The sequence below is a fragment of the Streptococcus sp. KHUD_017 genome (assembly GCF_054861245.1).
Window position 1 is genome coordinate 480599 of the sequence record NZ_CM142175.1, and the last position, 16629, is coordinate 497227.

Consider the following 16629-nt stretch of genomic DNA (forward strand, 5'->3'; position numbering starts at 1 on the left):
TGACACAATGGAGATTTCATTATTAACAGATGTGGGTCAGAAACGTACAAATAATCAAGACTATGTCAATCTTTTTGTCAACCGTGCCGGTCGCACGATGATTATCTTGGCTGACGGGATGGGAGGACACCGCGCAGGTAATATTGCCAGTGAGATGGCAGTTACGGACTTAGGTGTTGCCTGGGTAGATACTCAGATTGATACCGTTAATGAAGTTCGTGAATGGTTTGCAGAACATCTAGAGATTGAAAATCAAAAGATTTACCAATTAGGTCGAGATGAAGCATATAAGGGAATGGGTACAACTCTAGAAGCCCTTGCAATCATTGATAACCAAGCCATCTATGCTCATATTGGCGATTCTCGTATCGGATTAGTTCGTGGTGAAGAATACCATCAATTAACGAGTGACCATTCTTTGGTGAATGAATTGCTCAAGGCAGGTCAATTAACACCTGAAGAAGCTGAAGCACATCCACAAAAGAATATTATCACACAGTCTATCGGACAAAAAGATGAGATTCAACCTGATTTAGGAATTGTAAGCTTGGAACCTGGTGACTATATCGTTATGAACAGTGATGGTCTCACGAATATGATTTCAGGAAGTGAAATCTATGACATCGTGACAAGTGATATTTCACTTGAAGACAAGGCGGCAACCTTAGTACGTTTTGCAAACAATGCCGGAGGGCTTGATAACATTACTGTTGCCTTGATTGCGATTGAGGAGGAATCAAAATGATCCAGATCGGCAAGATATTTGCCGGACGATATCGGATTATCAAACAAATTGGCCGTGGAGGGATGGCAGATGTCTACCTGGCCAAAGATTTGATTCTGGATGGGGAAGAGGTAGCGGTGAAGGTCCTGAGGACCAACTACCAAACGGATCCAATCGCTGTTGCACGTTTTCAGCGTGAAGCACGTGCGATGGCGGACCTAGATCATCCTCATATCGTTCGAATTACGGATATCGGTGAAGAAGACGGTCAACAATATCTAGCTATGGAATATGTAGCTGGGCTTGACCTCAAACGTTATATCAAAGAACACTACCCTCTATCAAACGAGGAAGCTGTTCGTATCATGGGTCAAATTCTCTTGGCTATGCGTTTGGCGCATGCAAAGGGGATTATTCACCGTGATTTAAAACCTCAAAATATACTCTTGACTCCTGATGGAACCGCAAAAGTTACTGACTTTGGGATTGCAGTGGCCTTTGCAGAAACCAGTTTGACACAGACCAACTCCATGTTGGGTTCTGTTCACTATCTATCACCTGAGCAGGCGCGTGGTTCTAAGGCGACCATACAGAGTGATATTTATGCAATGGGAATTATTTTCTTTGAAATGTTGACGGGTCATATTCCATATGATGGAGATAGTGCTGTTACGATTGCACTTCAGCATTTCCAAAAACCACTTCCTTCGGTCATTGCAGAAAACCCATCTGTGCCACAATCCTTGGAAAACGTGGTTATAAAAGCGACAGCTAAAAAGTTAACAGACCGTTACCAAACGGTTTCAGAGATGTATGTTGACTTATTGAGCAGTCTTTCTTATAACCGTCGAAATGAACCAAAGCTGGTATTTGAAGATACAAGTAAAGTTGACACAAAAACCTTACCGAAAATTTCACAATCTACTTTAACAGCGATTCCTAAAGTGCAACCAAAGGAAGAAAGTCCTCAGAGCCAAAAGCCGACTCAAAAGGCAACTAGTAAAGAAACTGTTGCAAAACCAGTCAAGAAGCGTCGTTTTAAAGCGAGGTATTTAGTGCTTTTGGCTAGCTTTATACTTGTTTTGGCTTCTCTCTTTTGGATAGTATCCAAAACACCAGCAACTGTTGAAATTCCAAATGTTGCAGGACAAACTGTAGCAGAAGCTAAGGAAAAACTTAAAAAAGCTAATTTTGAAATTGGCGAGGAAAAGACTGAAGCTAGTGATACGGTAGAAGAAGGCCGAGTGATTCGAACGGATCCAGATGCTGGTTCGTCTCGTAAAGAAGGTATTAAAGTCAATCTCATTATCTCTTCAGGTCAGCAATCCTTCAAGCTTGAAAATTATGTTGGTCGTAAATCAACAGATGTTATAGCAGAATTGAAAGGGAAAAAGGTTCCTGAAAATCTCATCAAGGTTGTTGAAGAAGAATCAAGTGAAACAGAGGCAGGCCTTGTTATGAAACAGAGCTTGTCAGAAGGAACCACTTATGATCTCAGTAAGGCGACAGAGATTACTTTGACAGTAGCCAAGAAGGTAACAAGCGTTCCTATGCCAAGTTATATTGGATCAAGCCTTGAATTTACCAAGAATAACTTGATTCAGATTGTAGGTGTAAAAGAGGCTAATATTGAAGTGGTAGAGGTCTCAACAGCTCCTGAAGGAACTGCTGAAGAGACTGTAGTTAGTCAAAGTCCAAAACCAGGTGAAGGTGTAGATTTGAATAAAACTCGGATTAAGATTTCTATCTATAAGCCGAAAACAACTACGACAACAACAAATCCTTCACAAGTAAATCCAAATCGTGGAGAGACAACACCACAGATTAGAGAACCTCAAACTACTACAGCTCCATCATCTAATGTTCCGTCTGAGAATCATAATGGTGATCACTAATCAATCTTTGTCACAGTTTTTGTGGCAAAGATTTTTTTTCCTTAAAATTTATGATAAAATAAAAGAAGTTTAAAAAGGAGGGGAACATGGACGAATCAAGAAAACTGAACGCAGTTATTGATCTCATTATGCTAGCAGGAACGATTCTGCTTCGCAATGGCTCTGAAATTTATCGTGTCGAAGATACTATGATTCGGATTGCACATTCACAAGGCATTATGGATTGTAATGTTTTGGCCATGCCTGCAGCCATTTTTTTCTCCATTGAGAACACAAATATCTCTCGAATGAAACGAGTGACTTCCTCTTCCTATAATATTGAGAAGGTTTGCGATGTCAATCAGATTTCACGGCAGCTTGTATCAGGGCAGCTTGATTTGGAGACAGCCTTTATCCGACTCAAAGAATTGAATACCAAGCCCTCACCTTATACCAATGTTCAATTGACGGTTGCGGCGACCTTTAGTGCTCCCTTCTTCTCGATCATGTTCGGGGGTAATGCCTACGATGCCATTGGTGCAGGAGTAGCAACCATCTTTGCTTTCACCTGTTCTCTTTACGTAGAAAAATTTATCCGTATTCCCTTTATGACAGCTTTTGTAGGAGCTCTTGTTTTTGGTTTGATTGCACAATTTTGGGCGCGCTATTCTGGCTTTCCTTCTACAGCTGATTTGGTCATTGCAGGTGCGGTTATGCCATTTGTACCGGGAATTGCTCTGACTAATGCTGTTAGAGATATTATGACCAATCACATTAACTCTGGTATGAGCAAGATGTTTGAATCCTTGCTGATTACCCTTGCCTTAGGGGCTGGAACATCAGTCGCCCTCGTACTCATGAACTAATATGACTCTAACAACATTTTTATTGCAGGCTCTAGCTAGTCTGCTAGCTATTATCACTTTTTTAATCGTTTTAAACGTCCAACGTTCTATGCTCATTCCTGGTGGAGTTTTGGGAATGTCAATCTGGCTGCTCTATCTAATACTCAAGGAGCCAACCAATGTTATTTTGGCGACCTTTATTGCCGCTGTAATTGGTTCTTGTATCAGCCAGATTATGAGTATTATCTATAAAACACCAGCCGTTGTGTTTGCTTTAGCCATCTTGGCTCCGCTAGTACCAGGGTATCTCTCCTATCGAACAACTTCCTTCTTCGTTACAGGTGACTACGGTCATGCCATTTCTAGTGCCATGCTAGTCATGATGTTGGCCCTTGTTATCTCCATTGGAATGGCCAGTGGAACAGTTTTGTTGAAATTGTATCATTATCTCAAAAAGAATCGAGCTAGCTAAGACTCGATTTTTTATGGCTCTTCAGTTCAGTTTGTTAGAGTATCCTAAAATGAGATAAACTTTTAAAAATGAACTTGATTTGGGGAATCAAGTCTTTTTTCGCTCATTTGACCTCAATTATGATAAAATAGAGGTGAACGAATTTTTACAATGAATGATAAAAATAGAGGTAAATATGAAAATCGGTATTGATAAGATTGGTTTTGCGACCAGTCAATACGTTTTGAAATTACAAGATTTAGCAGAAGCTCGAGGGACTGATCCTGAAAAATTGAGTAAAGGACTCCTTTTAAAAGAATTGAGTATTGCTCCGTTAACAGAAGATATTGTGACCTTGGCTGCTAGTGCAGGAAATTCTATCCTGACTGAAGAAGATAAGCAAGAGATTGATATGGTTATCGTAGCGACAGAATCAGGAGTCGATCAAAGTAAGGCAGCTGCGGTTTTTGTACACGGTTTGCTTGGAATTCAACCTTTTGCTCGTAGTTTTGAAATCAAGGAAGCTTGCTATGGTGCAACTGCGGCTCTTCACTATGCTAAGTTACACGTAGAAAATTCTCCAAAATCAAAAGTGTTGGTACTAGCTAGTGATATTGCAAAATATGGTGTCGAAACTCCTGGTGAACCAACCCAAGGAGCAGGCTGTGTTGCCATGTTGATTAGTCAAAATCCACGTGTTATGGTCTTCAACAACGATAACGTTGCGCAGACTCGTGATATCATGGACTTTTGGCGTCCAAATTATTCAACGACACCGTTTGTGAATGGAGTATATTCAACACAGCAGTATTTGGATAGCTTAAAAACGACTTGGGAAGAGTACCAAAAGCGTTATGATTGCGACTTGAATGATTTTGAAGCTATTTGTTTCCATTTGCCATATCCAAAGCTAGCTCTCAAGGGATTGAAAAAAATTCTTGATAAATCTCTACCTCAAGAGAAAAAGGATTTATTCCAAAAACACTTTGATGAATCCATTGTTTATAGCCAAAAGGTTGGAAATATCTATACGGGTTCACTCTTTTTAGGGCTCTTGTCTCTTCTTGAAAACTCTGATAGTCTCAAGGCAGGAGACAAGATTGCTCTCTACAGCTACGGAAGTGGTGCTGTATCTGAGTTCTTCAGTGTGGAACTGGTTGAAGGATACGAGAAACAGTTACAGAAAAATCGTCTAGAGCTGCTAGATCAACGTCAAGCTTTGACTGTTGCGGACTATGAACGAATCTTTTTTGAGGAAACAAACTTGGATGAGACAGGTTCTGCAACCATGTCAGGCTATGAAGGACAAGACTATGCTCTGGTTGAGATTGTAGAACACCAACGTCGCTACAGCAAGGTTGAAAAATAATGAAAAAAAATTGGAATGGATTTGCTAAAAAATCAGCCCAAGAGCGCCTAGAGCTAGTGAAGTCTCAGGCGCTTACTTCTATAGAGGCGCAGGAAAGTTTAGACCGGAATGAAAATCTCAGTCTAGAAATTGCGGATCAACTGAGTGAAAATGTAGTAGGAACCTTCTCACTCCCTTACTCAGTAGTTCCAGAAGTGTTGGTAAATGGCCAAGAGTACACAGTTCCTTATGTAACAGAAGAACCATCCGTCGTTGCTGCGGCTAGTTTTGCTAGTAAGATTATCAATAGGTCTGGTGGTTTTAGTGCCCATGTTCATCAAAGACTAATGATTGGTCAGGTTGCTCTTTATCAGGTTCCAGATAGGGATAAAGCATGTCAGGCTATTTTGAGTCAGAAAGCAGAGCTACTCGAACAAGCAAACCAAGCCTATCCATCTATTGTCAAACGTGGTGGTGGAGCCAGAGAGCTAACAGTTGAGAAAATTTCTGGTGAGGCTGACTTTTTAGTGGCTTATCTCCATGTGGATACTCAGGAAGCCATGGGAGCTAATATGCTCAATACCATGCTTGAAGCTTTAAAACCAAGTCTAGAGGCTCTAAGTCAAGGGCAAAGTTTAATGGGAATTCTATCCAACTACGCAACAGATTCTCTAGTAACTGCAACTTGTCGGATTGCCTTTCGTTATCTGAGTCGCCAGAAGGATGAAGCACGTGAACTAGCAGAAAAAATGGTTTTAGCCAGCCAGTTTGCTCAAGCAGATCCTTATCGAGCAGCTACTCACAATAAGGGAATCTTTAATGGAATCGATGCTCTCTTGATTGCTACTGGAAATGATTGGCGGGCTATTGAAGCGGGAGCACATGCCTATGCCAGTCATGATGGTTCCTATCGAGGCCTTAGTCGTTGGACGATTGATTTGGAAACAGAGGAACTCGTAGGAGAGATGACCATGCCCATGCCTGTTGCTATGAAAGGTGGTTCAATTGGTCTCAATCCTCGTGTAGTCCTCAGTCATGAGTTGCTAGGTCATCCGTCTGCCAAAGAATTGGCTCAAATCATTGTTTCAATCGGTCTCGCTCAAAACTTTGCAGCTCTTAAAGCTCTTGTCAGCACAGGAATTCAGCATGGACACATGAAACTTCAAGCGAAGTCACTGGCCCTCCTTGCAGGAGCCACAGAGGCTGAAGTGCCTAAGTTGGTAGAAAGCTTGATTGCTGAAAAAACTTTTAACTTAGAAAAAGCACAAACTCTTTTGAAAAAATTAAGATTATAAGAAAAACTCAGACTGATTCAGTCCGAGTTTTTTGTTTAAATACTTTTACCTGGTAAGAGACTAACTGGCAAGAAATAACCAGTGGTAGCAACCTCTTTGCCTTCAATTTTTTGTAAGAGCAAATCAACTGTTAGGCGAGCAATCTCTTCCAAGGGTTGTTTAATGGTAGTGAGGTGAGGGTAGAAATTCTCGATAAAATAAGTCCCGTCATAGCCGATCACTTTGAGTTTTTCAGGAACAGAGAGACCAAGCTCCTGAGCAATTTTAATAACCAAAATAGCAGTCAAATCATCAGAGGCGAAAATCGAATCTGGTTTTTGTTTGGTCAAGATATTTTTAATTTCCATTTCCTTACGAAGGGGTGAAAAGTCACTGGAAACATTGATAATAGGAGCCTTTGGCAAGATTGAAGCAAAACCAGCATGACGAAGTCCAGTTGGTGAATTGGAGTTGTCATTACCTGTAATCATAATGATAGACTTGGCTCCGGTTTTAGCCAAGGTCTGAGCAGCTAGGACACCGCCAGCATAGTTATCAGAAGAAACGACAGGTATGTCTGGTGATAGGTTACGGTCAAATGAAATGATTGGAGCGGTTACGCGATTGTAATCCTCAATCCCAAGGTTATGACTTCCCGAAATGATGCCGTCCACCTGATTAGCTTCTAGCATTTCGATGTATTCGCGTTCTTTTTCTGAATCATGCTCACTATTACAGATGATGGTCTTGTAACCTTTTTTGAAGAGTTCGTGTTCCAATTTGTCAATCAATTCAGCATAGAACACATGGCTGATTTTAGGGAAAATCAAACCGATTAACTTGGCTGATTTTCCTTGAAGACTTCGAGCTAAGTTATTGGGTTTATAGCCCAGCTCACGCATAGCATCATTAACCTTTTGAATGGTTTTTTCTGACAGATAACCCTTTTTGTTGATGACACGTGAAACAGTAGTAGGGCTGACGCCAGCTAATTTTGCGACATCAGTTAGTTTTGCGACCATATTCTAATTCGTAGTATGTTCCAGTTGGGTTTCCAGATTTAATGAGGATTCCATTTTGATCTTCGTGAGGGAAGACACGACCAGAAAATACCTTTTCTCCTTTATTGATGAAAATTTCAAAGACAGAGTTGTCGATGAAGATATTGACAGTAGTTGCTTGATTAGTAACTGAGCAAGAGCGAGTAGTTCCAAATTCTTGAGCATATTGCTCACCTGCTTGGCTGCGGTCAACAGTAACTTGGCCATTGACAAGGTCAAAATTGATAGATAGCCCCTTGCCATCTTTATTAGCAAAAAGGACAATTTCGCTTTGACTATCGGCTTCTAAGTTAAGTTCAAGTTCGTAGGTGTTTTTGGTTTCAGAACGATTTGAAAATTCCTCTCTTGAAGCTCGGAGGTCCTGGATAGCTGCTAAAGGGTACTGATAGAGTTTGCCATCCTTGATTGTAAGTTCCTTGACTAATGAGAAGGTTCCTTGGTGATCAAAGCGATCAGATGGATAAGAAACATCTGGTAACCCAAGCCAGCTGACTGCCAGGGCTCGACCATCAGGAGCGTTAAAGGCTTGAGTAGCATAGGCTTCGAAACCATAGTCTAGATTGTGTAGTTCAGACACATCTACCATTTTGGCATTTTCAGGGTCAAAGGAAGCCCCAATTTTATACATATTTGGAAAGATATTATCGTAGTCTAGAACTTTCTTATCCAATCCTTGTGGGCAGTAGAGAAGGACAGGTTGTTCTCCGACAAAGACAAGATTTGGGCACTCCATCATATAAGCAGTGCGGTCATTGTTGAAGTCAAGGTCTCCGACTTCTTGCCAGTTTGTATAATCATTATCGATAGCCTTATAGAGACGGACAAAACCTTTTTTGTCCAAATCTTGACCACCAACGATAGCGTAGTATTGTCCTTTAAAGTTAAAAATCTGTGGATCGCGGAAGTGGTCAGTAGCATCAGCTGGTTGATCAATCAAGATTTTATCAATCTTTTCGATTTTTCCATCCTTATCCATTAAGGCACCGATTTGATAAGGGTGACGTACCCAGTTTTCGTCACGGACATTTCCTGTATAAAATAGGAACAAGTTATCGCCAAACTGCATAGCAGATCCAGAGTAAGCACCGTGGCTATCCAGAGGAGTATCAGGTAATATTTTTACACCTGTTTCAGTAAAGTGAACCAAGTCGTCGCTTTCAAGCTGAACCCAAGATTTCAAACCGTGAGCTGCACCAAAGGGGAAATTTTGGTAAAAAACAACCCATTTGCCATCAAAATAAGAAAAGCCATTTGGATCATTAAGGAGTCCTTCTTTTGGCTCAATGTGATAGCTGACGTGCCATGGGGATTGTGCCATCTTTTCTTGGATTTCTTTTCTTTCTTCTTGTGTCCAATCTTCATAGCGTCTATAACGACGCTCGGTAGTCCATTCCATTTATATTCCCTCCATAAATTCTACTATCTTTATAGTAAACGTTTCCTTATAAAAAAGCAAGTCTTTTATATCGAATTTAAGAAAAAAATGTCAAACGATTGACAGATAATTAGAAGCCTATTTTTATGAAAATTAATGAAAATATGAAAGTTTTTGAAAATATTCACATAAAATCACGTAGAAACAGGCGTTTTTGAGACGAATTTATCAAGAAAGAAGCAAAAACTATCAAAAATTTTAACAATCAAAAAACTTTTTCTGCAAAACGCTTGACATATTTTTGAAAGATGATAAAATAATACTCGTAGGGCGAGTAAAATCGCTTTCAAACAAGAACAAATTTTTTTATAAGGAGATTTTTGCAAATGACCAATACAGAAATTGCAAAAAAAGTCATCGAAGCCTTGGGTGGACGTGAGAACGTCAACAGTGTAGCTCACTGTGCGACTCGCCTCCGTGTGATGGTGAAAGATGAAGCGAAAATCAATAAGGATGCTATCGAGAACTTGGAAAAAGTTCAAGGTGCTTTCTTTAACTCAGGTCAATACCAAATCATCTTTGGTACTGGTACAGTAAACAAGATGTACGATGAAGTCGTAGCTCTTGGTTTGCCAACTTCATCTAAAGATGAGATGAAAGAAGAAGCAGGCAAACAAGGAAATTGGTTCCAACGTGCTATCCGTACTTTCGGTGACGTCTTTGTACCTCTTTTGCCAGCAATCGTTGCTACTGGTTTGTTTATGGGAATTCGTGGGGCTATTGTTCAAGATCAAGTTTTGGCTTTGTTTGGAACAACTGCAGAAGCTTTTAAAGCAACAAACTTCTATACCTATTCAGTTGTTTTGACAGATACAGCTTTTGCCTTCTTCCCAGCCTTAATCTGTTGGTCAGCCTTTCGAGTCTTCGGTGGAAATCCATTGCTTGGTTTGGTTCTAGGATTGATGATGGTAAACTCATCCTTACCAAATGCCTGGGCTGTGGCCTCTGGTGACGCTCAACCAATCCTCTTCTTTGGTTTTATCAAAGTTGTCGGCTATCAAAACTCAGTTTTACCAGCCTTCTTCGTTGGTTTGACTGGTGCTAAACTAGAAAAGTGGCTCCGTAAGCGTATTCCAGATGTATTAGATTTACTCCTTGTACCATTCTTGACTTTCTTAGTAATGTCTATTTTGGCCTTGTTTGTCATTGGACCTGTATTCCACGAAGTTGAAAGCTATGTCAAAGTCGCTACTGTTTGGTTGCTCAGTCTTCCAATGGGTCTAGGTGGATTAATCCTTGGTGGTGTTCATCAGGTCATCGTTGTTACAGGTGTTCACCATATCTTCAATCTCTTGGAGGCTAACCTTGTTACTTCTACAGGTTCAGATCCTCTTAATGCTATTATTACAGCAGCTATGACTGCTCAACTTGGAGCAACGCTTGCTGTTGGTGTAAAAACAAAGAATCCCAAAATTAAAGCTCTTGCCTTCCCAGCTGCACTTTCTGCTGGACTTGGTATCACTGAACCAGCTATTTTTGGTATCAATCTTCGCTATGGTAAACCGTTTATCATGGGGCTTATCGCCGGTGCTGCTGGTGGTTGGTTAGCAAACATTCTAGGTTTGGCAGGTACTAGCTTTGGTATTACGATCATTCCTGGAACACTTCTCTATATCAACGGTCAACTCCTTAAGTATGTCTTTATGGTCTTAGTTACAACTGCCCTTGGTTTCGGTTTGACATATGCTTTTGGTTACAAAGAAGAAACAGAAGTTGTTGAAGAAACAGTTTCTGAAGAAACTACAGTGGTAAATGAAGAAGTACCAGCAACTCTTCAAGACGAAACAATCCAAACACCAATCGTTGGTGATGTTGTTGCTCTTTCAAATGTGAATGACCCAGTATTCTCAAGTGGAGCTATGGGACAAGGTATCGCCGTGAAACCTAGCCAAGATGTTGTTTATGCACCAGCTGATGCTGAAGTAACAATCGTCTTCCCAACTGGCCATGCTTATGGATTGAGAACAGCTAACGGTGCTGAAATCTTAATTCACGTTGGTATCGATACTGTTTCAATGAACGGTGAAGGATTCAATCATAAAGTTGCCCAAGGTGACAAGGTTAAAGTTGGAGATGTTCTTGGAACATTTGACTCAGCTAAGATTGCCGCTGCAGGACTTGATAATACAACTATGGTTATCGTAACAAACACTGCAGACTTTGCTTCAGTAAATCCAGTTGCTTCTGGATCAGTTGCTAAGGGTGACGCAATCATCGAAGTTAAAGCTTAATAAATCAAAAAAACGAACAAATGTCATGTTTGTTCGTTTTTGTTTAAATGGTAAAATTTACAGAGAAAAAACTAAAAAATAGAGCCGTTTTCAATCTTAAAATATGCTATAATAGAGAAAATAAATACAAGAGGTTTATCATGACAAAACTATACGGAAGCTTGGAAGCGGGCGGTACAAAATTTGTCTGTGCTGTCGGTGATGAAAACTTTAATATTGTAGAAAAAACACAATTTCCAACAACAACTCCTATCGAGACAATCGATAAAACCATCGAGTTCTTCTCAAAATTCGATAATCTTGCAGGACTTGCCATTGGTTCATTTGGTCCAATCGATATCGATAAAAACTCAAAAACTTACGGATTTATCACAACAACTCCAAAACCTAACTGGGCAAATGTAGACTTGCTCGGTGCCCTTCGTCGCGCTTTAAACGTGCCAATGTATTTCACGACAGACGTAAACAGTTCTGCGTACGGTGAAGTGGTCGCTCGTAATAATGCCGGCGGTCGTATCGAAAACTTGGTTTATTACACTATCGGTACAGGTATTGGTGCAGGTGTTATCCAACGTGGCGAGTTTATTGGCGGTGTTGGTCACCCTGAGATGGGTCATTATTATGTAGCTAGACACCCAATGGATATTGAAAAAGAATTTAAAGGTGTTTGTCCTTTCCATAATGGATGTTTGGAAGGTTATGCAGCTGGTCCAAGTTTGGAAGCTCGTACAGGTGTTCGTGGGGAAAACATTGAACTCAATAACTCTGTCTGGGATGTTCAAGCATACTACATTGCTCAAGCTGCAGTGAATGCGACTGTAACTTTCCGTCCAGATGTCGTTGTCTTTGGTGGTGGGGTTATGGCTCAACAACATATGCTTGACCGTGTACGTGAGAAATTCACAGCCCTACTCAATGGCTACCTACCAGTTCCAGATGTACGTGACTATATCGTGACTCCAGCTGTTGCTGGCAATGGTTCAGCTACACTAGGAAATTTTGTTCTTGCTAAGAGCGTTGCAAAATAAGAATAAAAAATTAGAGGCTGGGACAAAAAGTCCTAGCCTCTTTTTGATGTTGGATTGTCGAGCAAGACGCAGTGGTTGAGTGGGCTCTACTACGCTGATTTCATCTACTTTTACAGCCCTACTCAACTGTGCGGAGGTGGGACGACGAAATCGAATTCTAACGAATTACCGATTTCTGTCCCACTCTCTTTTTCTATTTTCGTTTCCTGATGGAAAATATTTTGCCAAGTCTCGTGGCGACGCCAGATGCTGGTATGAATGGTATCACCGACTTGGTAGCGGATGAGTTTAGTCTTTTGGCTGATAGAGGTTAAATGAAGCTCCTTGATAGCAGAGGTTAATTCTTTTTCAGCCGTATAGGCATCCTTGTCCAGTTCTTGTCCGTCCTGGCGAATATAAATGAAGTCTTCTGCAAGTAATTCCTCCAGTTGATTTCCTTGGTCAATTAGTTGCTCTCTCATGAGCAATTTTTTATAGACATTATCTAGAATTTCATCCTCAGGGATTGGTGCTGGTTCGATATGAATGTCTGTATCAAAGACACCAAATCGATCTGATAACATTGATTCAACCTGGTCCGCAATTTCATGACTTTCATAAACAGAGAGATCTGGGTTCATTTCCAGAGTAATGTCCAGATAAATGTTGCTTCCGTAAGTACGACCGCGTTGAGATTTGACCTTGCTAATCTTAGGAATTTCCATGATAGCTTTTTGGTAATCTTCGAGCAAGTGTTCATCAAAACCATCAGAAAGGCTGAAGGATGACTCGATAAAGATATCATAAGCAGTTTTAAGAATAAAGAAGGTAATGATAATCGCGACCAACTTATCCACGATTGGATAGTTGAAGCTACTAGCCAGGATAGCAATAGAAGTTCCAAGAGATGTTACAGCATCTGATAAATTATCCTTAGCGGCTGCCTTGAGGGCCTTTGATTTAGCTTGCTTACTCAGATGGGTATTGTAGAGATAAACGGCAAACATGATGATAGCAGAGATGACTCCCAGAGTCGCACCAAGTGGGTCAATGACCGTTTGTTCTCGGCTGAGTATCTTTTGAATGGTGTCCCGTAGAACATCAAAACCAACGTAAAACATGATGATGGAAGTGATGAGACTTGCCAAGTCCTCTATTTTCCAGTGGCCGAAGCGATGATCTCTATCTGCCGGTTGGCGAGCCAAACGAATCCCGATTAGAAGGGCCACGTTTCCGACGATATCTGAAACGTTGTTAAAACCATCGGCCACCAAACTGGATGAATGGAGGAGGTGGCCAGTTGCTAGCTTAGCTGCAGACAAGAATAGATAGGTCAAAATGCTGATAATGGCACCACGCTCAGCCAATTTTAAGTTTGAAACCGATTGATTCATCTAACTCCCTTTCTAGCACTATCGTATGTTTTCATTATACTGGTTTTCCAAGGAAAATTCAAATGTGGGAAGTAAGTTAAATACACCTCAAAACTTGAAAACTTTTGAAATTCTGATATAATAGAACTACTCAAGGGAGTAGCTGGCGGTTAACCGCGATAGTGTCGTCATTACGAATTATTTCCGGCACTATATTAAACAGCGAGACTTGTTTTTTTAAAAAACAGGTCTCTTTTTTTGTAAAAAGAGGCCAAAAAGGAGGAGACTGTTTTGTCAAAAGAACAAAATAAAGACTTGTTTTACACACAGACCTCAGAAGAAGTCCTAAAGAACTTGGACTCATCTATCGAAGGTTTGTCAACTGCTCAAGCTCAAGAACGACTATCGACTTATGGTCGTAATGAGTTGGAAGAGGGCGAGAAACGTGGCCTACTAGCTAAATTCCTTGATCAATTTAAGGATTTGATGATTATCATCTTGCTTGCGGCAGCGGCACTTTCTGTGATTACAGAAGGAATGGACGGTCTAACGGATGCCATTATCATCTTGGCCGTTGTTGTCTTGAATGCTGCCTTTGGGGTTTACCAAGAAGGGCAAGCAGAAGCAGCCATTGAAGCTCTGAAAAATATGTCTAGCCCGATGGCTCGTGTTCGTCGTGATGGTCATGTGATTGAGATTGACTCAAAAGAATTGGTCCCTGGGGACATCGTCTTGCTTGAAGCGGGAGATGTAGTGCCTGCCGATATGCGTTTGCTTGAAGCGGCGTCTCTTAAAATCGAAGAAGCTGCTCTTACTGGTGAGTCTGTACCGGTTGAAAAAGATGTGACAGGACTTGTTGAAGCAGATGCTGGTATCGGAGATCGTGTTAACATGGGTTACCAAAACTCAAACGTAACTTACGGTCGTGGTATTGGTGTCGTGACCAACACTGGTATGTACACAGAAGTTGGTAAGATTGCAGATATGTTGGCTAATGCCGACGAAACAGAAACACCATTGAAGCAAAGCTTGGAACAATTATCTAAGGCCTTGACTTACTTAATCATTGTTATTGCAGTGATTACTTTCTTGGTTGGTGTCTTTGTTCGTGGCGAACATCCATTAGAAGGCTTGATGGTGGCGGTTGCCCTTGCGGTTGCTGCGATTCCAGAAGGGCTTCCTGCCATTGTAACTATCGTTCTATCTTTGGGAACTACAACACTTGCCAAACGTAATTCGATTGTCCGTAAATTGCCAGCTGTTGAAACTCTTGGTTCAACAGAAATCATTGCATCTGATAAAACAGGTACTTTGACCATGAACCAAATGACGGTTGAAAAAGTTTATACCAACGGTCAATTGCAAAGCTCGGCATCTGAAATTGCTGCTGATAACAATACCCTTCGTATCATGAACTTTGCCAATGACACCAAGGTGGACCCATCTGGCAAGCTGATTGGTGATCCAACGGAGACAGCTCTTGTACAGTTTGGTTTGGACCACAACTTTGATGTTCGTGAAGTCTTGAAGGATGAGCCACGTGTGGCTGAATTGCCATTTGACTCAGACCGTAAACTCATGTCTACCATTCATAAAGAAGCTGACGGTTCATACTTTATCGCTGTTAAGGGTGCTCCTGACCAATTGCTCAAGCGCGTGACTCGTATTGAAGTTAATGGGGAAGTTCGTCCAATCACAGAAGAAGACAAGAATGCTATCCTTGCAACCAACAAAGATTTGGCTAAACAAGCCCTTCGTGTTTTGATGATGGCTTATAAGACAAGCAACGAAATCCCAACCTTGGAATCTGAAATTGTTGAATCTGACCTCATCTTCTCTGGTTTGGTCGGCATGATTGACCCTGAGCGCCCAGAAGCTGCAGAAGCTGTCCGAGTCGCTAAGGAAGCAGGTATCCGTCCAATCATGATTACGGGTGACCACCAAGATACAGCGGAAGCTATTGCCAAACGTCTCGGAATCATCGATCCAAATGATACAGAAGACCATGTCTTCACTGGTGCTGAGTTGAATGAACTCACTGATGAAGAATTCCAAAAAGTCTTTAAGCAATACTCTGTCTACGCGCGTGTATCTCCTGAGCACAAGGTTCGTATCGTGAAAGCATGGCAAAAAGAAGGTAAAGTTGTTGCCATGACTGGTGACGGGGTCAACGATGCGCCATCACTTAAGACAGCTGACATCGGTATCGGTATGGGGATTACAGGTACAGAGGTTTCTAAAGGAGCTTCAGATATGGTCCTTGCTGATGATAACTTTGCAACCATTATCGTAGCGGTAGAAGAAGGACGTAAGGTCTTCTCAAATATCCAAAAATCCATCCAATACCTCTTGTCTGCTAATATGGCTGAAGTTTTCATCATCTTCTTTGCAACATTGTTAGGTTGGGATGTGCTTCAACCAGTGCATCTTCTCTGGATTAACCTGGTAACAGATACGCTACCAGCCATCGCCCTTGGTGTGGAACCTGCTGAACCAGGTGTCATGACCCACAAACCTCGTGGTCGTAAGTCTAACTTCTTTGATGGTGGTGTCTTCGGAGCAATCATTTATCAAGGGATCTTCCAAACCATGCTGGTTCTGGGTGTTTATGGTTGGGCTCTTCTCTTCCCAGAGCACCAAAGTCATACTGAAATCCATGCGGATGCCCTTACCATGGCTTTTGCAACTCTCGGTTTGATCCAATTGCTCCATGCCTTTAACGTTAAGTCGGTTTACCAATCAATCTTTAAAGTGGGACTCTTTACCAACAAGACCTTTAACTGGTCTATCCCAGTTGCCTTTGTCCTCTTTGTGGTGACGATTTTAGTTCCTGGATTTAATAATCTCTTCCACGTGTCACACTTGAGTTTGACTCAATGGATGGTGGTCGCCGTAGGAGCACTTATGATCGTGGTCCTTGTTGAGATTGTTAAAGCAATCCAACGAGCACTTGGAAAAGATAAAAACGCTATTTAAACAATTATGAAAAGTCATCTTCGGATGGCT

12 protein-coding genes are annotated in these 16629 nt (G+C 41.2%); 9 read left to right on the top strand and 3 right to left on the bottom strand.

Translation table 11 applies throughout. The annotated features are described in order from the left end of the window. The first annotated feature begins 7 nt into the window (after nucleotides 1-7). The 6 genes from ACVAMZ_RS02425 to ACVAMZ_RS02450 all read left to right on the top strand — a co-directional run bounded on the left by ACVAMZ_RS02425 (nucleotide 8) and on the right by ACVAMZ_RS02450 (nucleotide 6537). Complete coding sequence (locus ACVAMZ_RS02425; protein ID WP_036759242.1) at nucleotides 8-745, top strand: Stp1/IreP family PP2C-type Ser/Thr phosphatase; 738 nt, start codon at nucleotides 8-10, stop codon at nucleotides 743-745. Continuing rightward, nucleotides 742-2619 (top strand): Stk1 family PASTA domain-containing Ser/Thr kinase, encoded by a 1878-nt coding sequence (pknB, locus tag ACVAMZ_RS02430; RefSeq protein WP_461684927.1) that lies wholly within the window; start codon nucleotides 742-744, stop codon nucleotides 2617-2619. The genes ACVAMZ_RS02425 and pknB overlap by 4 nt, the downstream gene beginning before the upstream one ends. Before the next feature lie 86 nt (nucleotides 2620-2705). Further along, nucleotides 2706-3464 (top strand): threonine/serine exporter family protein, encoded by a 759-nt coding sequence (locus ACVAMZ_RS02435; protein WP_461684928.1) that lies wholly within the window; start codon nucleotides 2706-2708, stop codon nucleotides 3462-3464. 1 nt (nucleotide 3465) lies between these two features. Next, on the top strand, nucleotides 3466-3915 hold the full coding sequence (locus tag ACVAMZ_RS02440; protein ID WP_461684929.1) for a threonine/serine exporter family protein: 450 nt from the start codon (nucleotides 3466-3468) through the stop codon (nucleotides 3913-3915). A gap of 175 nt (nucleotides 3916-4090) precedes the next feature. Beyond that, nucleotides 4091-5263 carry a hydroxymethylglutaryl-CoA synthase gene (locus ACVAMZ_RS02445; protein ID WP_461684930.1) on the top strand — a complete coding sequence of 391 codons (1173 nt, stop codon included), beginning with the start codon at nucleotides 4091-4093 and terminating at the stop codon, nucleotides 5261-5263. Beyond that, on the top strand, nucleotides 5263-6537 hold the full coding sequence (locus ACVAMZ_RS02450) for a hydroxymethylglutaryl-CoA reductase, degradative (protein WP_461684931.1): 1275 nt from the start codon (nucleotides 5263-5265) through the stop codon (nucleotides 6535-6537). Before ACVAMZ_RS02445 ends, ACVAMZ_RS02450 begins: the two co-directional genes overlap by 1 nt. A 35-nt stretch (nucleotides 6538-6572) precedes the next feature. On the opposite strand, the gene ACVAMZ_RS02455 is transcribed toward ACVAMZ_RS02450, so the two are convergent. Continuing rightward, on the bottom strand, nucleotides 6573-7538 hold the full coding sequence (locus ACVAMZ_RS02455; protein ID WP_461684932.1) for a LacI family DNA-binding transcriptional regulator: 966 nt from the start codon (nucleotides 7536-7538) through the stop codon (nucleotides 6573-6575). Then, a complete protein-coding gene (locus ACVAMZ_RS02460; RefSeq protein WP_461684933.1) occupies nucleotides 7519-8973 on the bottom strand; it encodes a sucrose-6-phosphate hydrolase in 1455 nt (484 codons plus the stop codon). The genes ACVAMZ_RS02455 and ACVAMZ_RS02460 overlap by 20 nt, the downstream gene beginning before the upstream one ends. 365 nt (nucleotides 8974-9338) lie before the next feature. On the opposite strand from ACVAMZ_RS02460, the gene ACVAMZ_RS02465 reads away from it, so the two are divergent. Together ACVAMZ_RS02465 and scrK are read left to right on the top strand one after the other, a co-directional pair. Beyond that, on the top strand, nucleotides 9339-11243 hold the full coding sequence (locus ACVAMZ_RS02465; protein WP_461684934.1) for a sucrose-specific PTS transporter subunit IIBC: 1905 nt from the start codon (nucleotides 9339-9341) through the stop codon (nucleotides 11241-11243). Between the two features lie 140 nt (nucleotides 11244-11383). Beyond that, nucleotides 11384-12271 (top strand): fructokinase ScrK, encoded by an 888-nt coding sequence (scrK, locus tag ACVAMZ_RS02470; RefSeq protein ID WP_461684935.1) that lies wholly within the window; start codon nucleotides 11384-11386, stop codon nucleotides 12269-12271. 122 nt (nucleotides 12272-12393) lie between these two features. Here the strand turns inward: scrK and ACVAMZ_RS02475 are convergent, their stop codons facing one another. Beyond that, on the bottom strand, nucleotides 12394-13644 hold the full coding sequence (locus ACVAMZ_RS02475; protein ID WP_461684936.1) for a cation diffusion facilitator family transporter: 1251 nt from the start codon (nucleotides 13642-13644) through the stop codon (nucleotides 12394-12396). A 270-nt stretch (nucleotides 13645-13914) separates the two neighbouring features. Between ACVAMZ_RS02475 and ACVAMZ_RS02480 the strand changes: the two genes are divergently transcribed. Then, nucleotides 13915-16599 carry a cation-translocating P-type ATPase gene (locus tag ACVAMZ_RS02480; protein ID WP_461684937.1) on the top strand — a complete coding sequence of 895 codons (2685 nt, stop codon included), beginning with the start codon at nucleotides 13915-13917 and terminating at the stop codon, nucleotides 16597-16599. Nucleotides 16600-16629: the final 30 nt, after the last annotated feature.